Consider the following 5,398-nt stretch of genomic DNA (forward strand, 5'->3'; position numbering starts at 1 on the left):
GCGGCCGGGTGGTCCGCGCGACCTCGCCGCGCGGACCACCCGGTGTCACGGTCAGGCGCAGGCGGCCTGCGCGGGCGGGTTGAGGTCGGCGTTGAACTGGAATCCGGACGCGCCGACGTTCTTGTCGAGGAGCTCCTCCCACGTGCCGTCGTCGATCATCGCGCCGATGGCCTCGTTGATCGCCTCGCACTGGTCGGAGTCCTTCGGCAGCCCGACGCCGTAGTTCTCCTCGGAGAAGGGGTTGCCGACGACCTTGACCTTGCCCTCGTTGGCGGGGACGGCGGCGAGGCCCGCGAGGATGATGTCGTCGGTCGTGACGGCGTCGACCTGGCCCGCGGTGAGCGCGGTGACGCACTCGGCGTAGCCGGGCTGCTCGAGCAGGTTGGTGCCGGCCGCGTACTCGTCCTTGATGCGCTGGGCGCTCGTGGACCCGGTGACGGAGCAGAGGTTCTTGCCCTCGAGGTCCTCGGGGCCCGAGATGGAGTCGTCGTCGGCGGCGACCAGCAGGTCCTGCCCGGCGACGAAGTACGGACCGGCGAAGGAGACGACCTCCTTGCGCTTGTCGGTGATCGAGTACGTCGCGAAGATCATGTCGACCTGGCCGTTCTGCAGCAGGTTCTCGCGCTGCGCGGACGGGGCCTGGACCCACTCGATCTGGTCCTCGGAGTAGCCGAGGGCGTCGGCGACGTACCGGGCGACGTCGACGTCGAAGCCGGTGTAGTCCGAGCCGTCCTTGAAGCCCAGGCCCGGCTGGTCGAACTTGATGCCGATGCGGATCGAGCCCTCGGCGCCGCCGGAGGTCTCGGTGGAGTCGCCGGTGGCGCCGGCGTCGGTGTCGTCGTCACCACCGCCGCTGGAACAGGCGGCGAGCGTGAGCGTGGCGGCGGCCGCGAGTGCGACCAGTCCTCGTACGCGCATGGTGGTCCCCTTCTTCTGCGTGGACGTGCGGTGTGTCGGTCAGAGGGTCGGATCGTGTCCGGGTGGGGTCGGCGGCGGGGTTCGGCTGGGTCCGGGTCAGTGCGTGAGGATCTTCGACAGGAAGTCGCGGGCGCGGGCGCTCGTGGGTGCGGTGAAGAACGTCTCGGGGTCGGCCTGCTCGACGATCTGGCCGCCGTCCATGAAGACGACGCGGTGCGCGGCGCGGCGGGCGAACCCCATCTCGTGCGTGACGACGAGCATCGTCATCCCCTCGCGCGCGAGGCCGACCATGACGTCGAGGACCTCGTTGATCATCTCGGGGTCGAGCGCGGACGTGGGCTCGTCGAACAGCATGACCTTGGGGTCCATGGCGAGCGCGCGGGCGATCGCGACGCGCTGCTGCTGGCCGCCTGACAGCTGCGCGGGCAGCTTGTGCGCCTGGTTCGCGACGCCGACGCGCTCGAGCAGCTCCATGGCGCGCTGGGTCGCGACGGACTTCTTCACGCCCTTGGCCCGCGTCGGGCCGAGCGTGACGTTCTCGAGCACGGTCTTGTGGGCGAACAGGTTGAACGACTGGAACACCATGCCGACGTCGGCGCGCAGCCGGGCGAGCTCGCGCCCCTCGGCGGGGAGCTCCTTGCCGTCGATGGTGATCGTGCCGGAGTCGATGGTCTCGAGCCGGTTGATCGTGCGGCACAGCGTCGACTTGCCGCTGCCCGACGGACCGATGACGACGACGACCTCCCCGCGGCGCACGGTCAGGTCGACGGACTGCAGCACGTGCAGGGGACCGAAGTGCTTGTCGACGCCGGAGAGGACGACGAGCGGGTCCCCGACGGGGCGGTCGGCGGCGGTGGGGTGCGGGTCCGTCGCGAGGTCAGCCATCCGACGACGCTAGAGGGCACATGTCCGATCTGGCCACCCGTGGGGGTCACGGTTGTGCAACACCGCAGTCAAGTGGCCTGGCCGAACGCTGCTGGACGACGGTCCGCGACGGGGCGGACCGGGCGGTCCGCGCCGCGGTCGGGCAGGCGGCGTCGGACCTGGCCGTGCGGTGAGGGTGGGGCTGCGCGGACCGGGCGCCGCCGCGGTGCCGGGCGCCCGTCCGGCGGGTCGTACCCTTGTCGGTGATGTCCACGACCCTGCCCGCCCCGACGCCGCTCGACCCCGAGGTCACCGGCGCGTCGCCGCGCACCTACCTCGTCAAGACGCTCGGCTGCCAGATGAACGTGCACGACTCCGAGCACATGGCGGGCATGCTCGAGCAGGCCGGCTACGTCCCGGCGGCGCCTGAGGACGCGGCGTCGGAGGACGCCGACGTCATCGTCATCAACACGTGCGCGGTGCGAGAGAACGCGGCGGACAAGCTGTACGGCAACCTCGGTCGGCTCGCGGGGACGAAGCGCGCGCGGCCCGGCATGCAGATCGCCGTGGGCGGCTGCCTCGCGCAGAAGGACCGCGCGGGGATCGTCGAGCGTGCGCCGTGGGTCGACGTCGTGTTCGGCACGCACAACCTCGACGTGCTGCCCGTCCTGCTCGAGCGCGCCCGCCACAACGAGCGGGCCGAGGTCGAGATCGCGGAGTCGCTGCAGGTCTTCCCCTCGACGCTGCCGACGCGGCGCGAGTCGGCCTACGCGGGCTGGGTGTCGATCAGCGTCGGGTGCAACAACACGTGCACGTTCTGCATCGTCCCGCACCTGCGCGGCAAGGAGCGTGACCGTCGGCCGGGCGAGATCCTGGCCGAGGTCGAGGCGCTCATGCAGCAGGGCGCGATCGAGGTGACGCTGCTCGGGCAGAACGTCAACTCCTACGGGGTCGAGTTCGGCGACCGCGGCGCGTTCGCGAAGCTGCTGCGCGCGGCCGGCGCCGTCGAGGGCCTCGAGCGCCTGCGCTTCACGTCGCCGCACCCGGCCGCGTTCACCGACGACGTCATCGACGCGATGGCCGCGACGCCCACCGTGATGCCGCAGCTCCACATGCCGCTGCAGTCCGGGTCCGACCGGGTCCTGCGCGCGATGCGCCGGTCGTACCGCTCGGAGAAGTTCCTCGGCATCCTCGACCGCGTGCGCGCCGCGATGCCGCACGCCGCGATCACGACCGACATCATCGTGGGCTTCCCGGGTGAGACCGAGGAGGACTTCGCGGAGACCCTGCGCGTCGTCGAGGCCTCGCGCTTCGCGTCCGCGTTCACGTTCCAGTACTCGCCGCGTCCCGGCACGCCCGCCGCCGACCTGCCCGACCAGCTGCCCAAGGCCGTCGTCCAGGAGCGCTACGAGCGGCTCGTCGCGCTGCAGGAACGCATCTCCCTGGAGGAGAACCAGGCGCAGGTCGGCCGCACGCTGGACGTGCTCATGGCCGAGGGCGAGGGGCGCAAGGACGGGACGACCGAGCGTCGTTCCGGCCGCGCCGAGGACAACCGGCTCGTCCACCTCGCGCTGCCCGCCGACCTCGCGCCGCAGGACGCCCCGCGCCCCGGCGACGTCGTGACGGTGACCGTGACCCACGGTGCGCCGCACCACCTCGTCGCCGACTCCGCCGCGACGGGTGGCACGTTCGCGGTGCGCCGGACGCGCGCAGGCGACGCGTGGGAGGCGCGGCAGGCGGGCGACGACGCGCACGACCACGGCGGCGCGGGTGCGGCGTGCGGGACGGGTGCTCCGGCGCCGAGGGGTCCCGTCGTGCTCGGGCTGCCGACGATCGGCCTGCGCGCCTGACCGCTGCGGTGCTCGACGGCGTGCGCTGCTGACAGCCTGCGCCCCGACGGCCCGCGAGGCGCTCAGTTGTCCGGCAGGTCCGGCGGGGGAGCGTCGTCGCGCGGCAGCAGCCCCTCGAGCGCGGCGAACATCTGCACGCCCGTGCCGAGCCCGCACGCGACGAGCTGCGCGAGCTGCAGGTCGGTGACGCCCGGCTCGAAGTCGGCGGACACCTCGCTGTAGAGCGCGATGACGCCGTCCTCCTCGCGCAGGTACGCCTTGGGCCAGATGCGCTCGCGGTTCCAGTCGTTGACCGCGAGGCCGACGGCCGCGCGCTGCTCGAGCGCGAACGTGCGATGCCAACGGCCCCGCACCTGGAGGATCTCCTGGTGCTCGCCGAGCATGAGGAACCAGAACCGGCTGCCGTCCCACGTCCCGGTGAGGTCGCCGTCCTCGTCGACGACGAACCGGTAGCCGCGCCCGAGCAGGTAGTCGCCGATCCGGTCCCGGGCGAGCGGGCGCGGCGGCTCGTCGTCGGCCGACGGTCGCTTGGTGGGCTTGGGCAGCCCGCCGAGGACCCGCAGCAGCCAGCCGGGTCCGCTCATCGTGCCTCCCGCCTCACGGTGCGACCCCCGCGGGGTCGGGATAGCGCTCGTCGAGCGCGTCGAAGAACATGCTGCCGGTCGACAGCCCGCAGAACAGCATCTGGCTGAGCTGGGCGTCGGTCGCGCCGTGCTCGAGGTCCGTCGCGACCTCGGACACGACGTGCACGCGCCCGTTGTCGCGCACGCGCACGTACGCCTTGGGCCAGATGCGGTCGGCGTTCCACTCGTTGCACAGGTCGAGCACCTCCTCGAGGCGCTCGATCGCGATCTCCCGGTGCCACTGGCCGCGGACCTGCAGGATCTCGGCCCGCTCGCCGAAGAGGAAGAAGTAGAAGAGCCGGCCCCGCCACAGCCCGCCGAGGTCGCCGTCGTTGTCGACGAAGTAGCTGAACTGGTTCTCGGTCATCCACGCGGCGATCCGGGCGGGGGTGACGGCCGTCGGCACGTCCTCGGCCGGCTCCGCGACGCCGAGCTCGCGCGCCAGCAGGGCCGCGACGCGCTCGTGCAGCTCGTCGTCGGTGGGCTCCGGCGCGACGACGTCGCGCGAGGCGTGACGCACCGGCCGCGGGCGGCGCGTGAGCCAGCGGCGGGCACGGTCGGCGAACGGTGCCATGCGGACGACCCTACCCGCGCCCGCCGACGCCGCGCGGTCACCCGCCGCGGTCATCCGTCCGCCACCCGATACGGTCGGGGGCATGCTCGTCGCCGCGGCCCTGGTGCCCGACACCGCCCTCCTCGTCCCGGGGGTCTCCGGCCGTCACGACGCCCTCCCCGCGCTGCGCGACGCGGCGCTGGCGGCGGTCGCGCAGGCGGTCGACGGGGCCGCGTCGGTCGTGGTCGTCGCGCCCGCAGCACGTGCGGCCGAGCCCGTCGGGACGCTGCGGGGCTCGCTCGCGGCCGTCGGCGTCCCCGACGCGCTGCTCGACTGGCCGGTCCCCGAGACCGTCGTCGGTGCGTCCGGGACGGCCGTCGTCCCTGCGGTCGCCTCGGCCGTCGTGCTGCACCTGCTCGCGCGTGCCGGCTGGGACGGGCCGCTGCGCGTCGTCGAGGTCGAGCGTGCCGCCGCCGCCGCCGGGCCCGCCGCGGCGCTGGCTGCACGCGGTGCCGAGCTCGTGGCCGACGCCGAGGGACCGCTCGCGCTGGTCGTCGTGGGGTCGGGCAGCGGTCGCCACGGGCCTGACG

The 5,398-nt window shown here is 73.3% G+C and carries 5 protein-coding genes and 1 pseudogene; 2 read left to right on the forward strand and 4 right to left on the reverse strand.

Annotation, left to right across the window (positions count from 1 at the left end; genetic code table 11):
• Positions 1–51: 51 nt before the first annotated feature.
• Positions 52–918 carry a glutamate ABC transporter substrate-binding protein gene (locus CTKZ_RS19130; RefSeq protein ID WP_124344409.1) on the reverse strand — a complete coding sequence of 289 codons (867 nt, stop codon included), beginning with the start codon at positions 916–918 and terminating at the stop codon, positions 52–54.
• 96 nt (positions 919–1,014) lie between these two features.
• On the reverse strand, positions 1,015–1,803 hold the full coding sequence (locus tag CTKZ_RS19135) for an amino acid ABC transporter ATP-binding protein (RefSeq protein WP_124344410.1): 789 nt from the start codon (positions 1,801–1,803) through the stop codon (positions 1,015–1,017).
• Positions 1,804–2,048: 245 nt separating this feature from the next.
• On the opposite strand from CTKZ_RS19135, the gene miaB reads away from it, so the two are divergent.
• Positions 2,049–3,632 (forward strand): tRNA (N6-isopentenyl adenosine(37)-C2)-methylthiotransferase MiaB, encoded by a 1,584-nt coding sequence (miaB, locus tag CTKZ_RS19140; protein ID WP_124344411.1) that lies wholly within the window; start codon positions 2,049–2,051, stop codon positions 3,630–3,632.
• Positions 3,633–3,694: 62 nt separating this feature from the next.
• On the opposite strand, the gene CTKZ_RS19145 is transcribed toward miaB, so the two are convergent.
• Both CTKZ_RS19145 and CTKZ_RS19150 read right to left on the reverse strand, forming a co-directional pair.
• Entirely contained in the window at positions 3,695–4,216 is a 522-nt protein-coding gene (locus CTKZ_RS19145) for a type III secretion system chaperone family protein (protein ID WP_124344412.1), read from the reverse strand.
• Between the two features lie 13 nt (positions 4,217–4,229).
• Positions 4,230–4,829, reverse strand: a complete 600-nt coding sequence (locus tag CTKZ_RS19150) for a type III secretion system chaperone family protein (protein ID WP_124344413.1) — start codon at positions 4,827–4,829, stop codon at positions 4,230–4,232.
• A gap of 82 nt (positions 4,830–4,911) precedes the next feature.
• Here CTKZ_RS19150 and CTKZ_RS19155 point away from each other — a divergent pair.
• A pseudogene (locus tag CTKZ_RS19155) lies at positions 4,912–5,398 on the forward strand (hypothetical protein); the annotation flags it as partial.

Source organism: Cellulomonas algicola, from assembly GCF_003851725.1.
Lineage (GTDB): Bacteria > Actinomycetota > Actinomycetes > Actinomycetales > Cellulomonadaceae > Cellulomonas > Cellulomonas algicola.

Bases quoted from the DNA above. Each gene is read 5' to 3' on its own strand.
- miaB (WP_124344411.1), top strand. From the start codon at position 2,049: ATGTCCACGACCCTGCCCGCCCCGACGCCGCTCGACCCCGAGGTCACC.
- CTKZ_RS19135 (WP_124344410.1), bottom strand. From the start codon at position 1,803: ATGGCTGACCTCGCGACGGACCCGCACCCCACCGCCGCCGACCGCCCC.
- CTKZ_RS19145 (WP_124344412.1), bottom strand. From the start codon at position 4,216: ATGAGCGGACCCGGCTGGCTGCTGCGGGTCCTCGGCGGGCTGCCCAAG.
- CTKZ_RS19150 (WP_124344413.1), bottom strand. From the start codon at position 4,829: ATGGCACCGTTCGCCGACCGTGCCCGCCGCTGGCTCACGCGCCGCCCG.
- CTKZ_RS19130 (WP_124344409.1), bottom strand. From the start codon at position 918: ATGCGCGTACGAGGACTGGTCGCACTCGCGGCCGCCGCCACGCTCACG.